Source organism: Salibacterium halotolerans, assembly GCF_900115625.1.
Classification (GTDB): Bacteria; Bacillota; Bacilli; order Bacillales; family Marinococcaceae; genus Salibacterium; species Salibacterium halotolerans.
The window spans coordinates 1-1,264 of the sequence record NZ_FOXD01000051.1 but is presented as its reverse complement, the minus strand read 5'-3'; the positions used below and the strand labels follow the sequence as shown (position 1 = coordinate 1,264).

Here is a 1,264-nt window from a genome sequence, read left to right as displayed (position 1 = left end):
GAAAACAGCAAGAGGCCGGAGAATCGATAGATAAAAGGGAGAATCGATTGAATGCCGCGTAGAATCGATAAACAAACATCGTACCTCTTTGACCGGAAGCGATCGATTCCATTTCACGCTGAATTAACCGAAAGCAGCCGCTGGCAGTAATTATTTCACTAAATTCGAACAATTATTGTTACAATGTTTTCAAAAGGTTCCAAGCACAAAATTAATCTTGAAAGGGGGAGGCTGCACTGAGCAGAAAATCACTAAAAGAAGTCTATGAAGAATGGGACAAAGCCAGCGTTGAAGAAAGAATTGCATACGAAAGACGATGGATGCAGATAATGGACGACGGTGCCAAAGACAAAGACAAAGAATACGAACTCCGCGTCCAGGATGCAGAAAAAGAAGGTATGGAAAAGGGAAAGCACGAGAATAAACAGGCTGTCGCTGCATCGATGGTGGAAGAAGATTTCGATATAGAAACAATCGTCAGGCTAACCGGTTTGGATACGGAAACCGTCCACCGGATAAAAGAAAGCCAAGAATAATGCTGAAGCTGCCGGTCATGCCGGCAGCTTTTTTCATATTCAAATCAGGGATCCGATCATGGTACAGGCGAATCGATATTTAAATCCAGAGAATCAGCTTATAAATCGGGAGAATCAATAGGGAAAAAGCCAATCCGCTTGAGAATCGATAGCGAAAAATTGGAATCGATCGAGAAATCCCGGGAATCACTACAGAAATCAGCTGATACCGCGAGAATCAATAAAGAAACGCGGGAAACGATACATAAATCCAGATTCCTTTGGGCATCCCAATACACAGCACCCTAAACCCCAAAGGAGACCCGAATGATGATGACATATGAGGAATGTATCCAGGTTTGTCTGGAGTGTATGGAAGCGTGCAACAACTGTTACAGCGCGTGTCTGCAGGAGCAGGACGTGAACATGATGGCCGAGTGCATTCGGCTGGATCGTGAATGCGCGGAAATATGCGGATTTGCTGCGCAGGCGATGCAGAGAAACAGCCGGTTTGCCAAGGAAATCTGCGGCGTCTGCGCGATCATCTGCCAGGCGTGCGGCGACGAATGCGCCAAGCACGAACATGACCACTGCCAACACTGTGCGAAAATATGCCAGCACTGCGCCAATGTATGCCGGGACATGGCATCCTGATCGTCCAAGACTGATTCCATTATCCAGAGAATCAATAGAGAAAATGAGAGAATCGAGATGAAAATCCCGAGAATTAATAGCGAAAAACGCAAATT

General features: G+C 45.6%; 2 protein-coding genes. Both read left to right on the top strand.

What is annotated here, in order from left to right; genetic code table 11:
* Positions 1-320 precede the first annotated feature (320 nt).
* Positions 321-536 (top strand): hypothetical protein, encoded by a 216-nt coding sequence (locus BM124_RS18410; RefSeq protein WP_139217175.1) that lies wholly within the window; start codon positions 321-323, stop codon positions 534-536.
* 306 nt (positions 537-842) lie between these two features.
* Complete coding sequence (locus tag BM124_RS18405; protein ID WP_093339998.1) at positions 843-1,169, top strand: four-helix bundle copper-binding protein; 327 nt, start codon at positions 843-845, stop codon at positions 1,167-1,169.
* Positions 1,170-1,264: the final 95 nt, after the last annotated feature.

Excerpts from the sequence above, each read along its gene's own strand:
- BM124_RS18410 (WP_139217175.1), top strand. The coding sequence starts at position 321 with ATGCAGATAATGGACGACGGTGCCAAAGACAAAGACAAAGAATACGAA.
- BM124_RS18405 (WP_093339998.1), top strand. The coding sequence starts at position 843 with ATGATGATGACATATGAGGAATGTATCCAGGTTTGTCTGGAGTGTATG.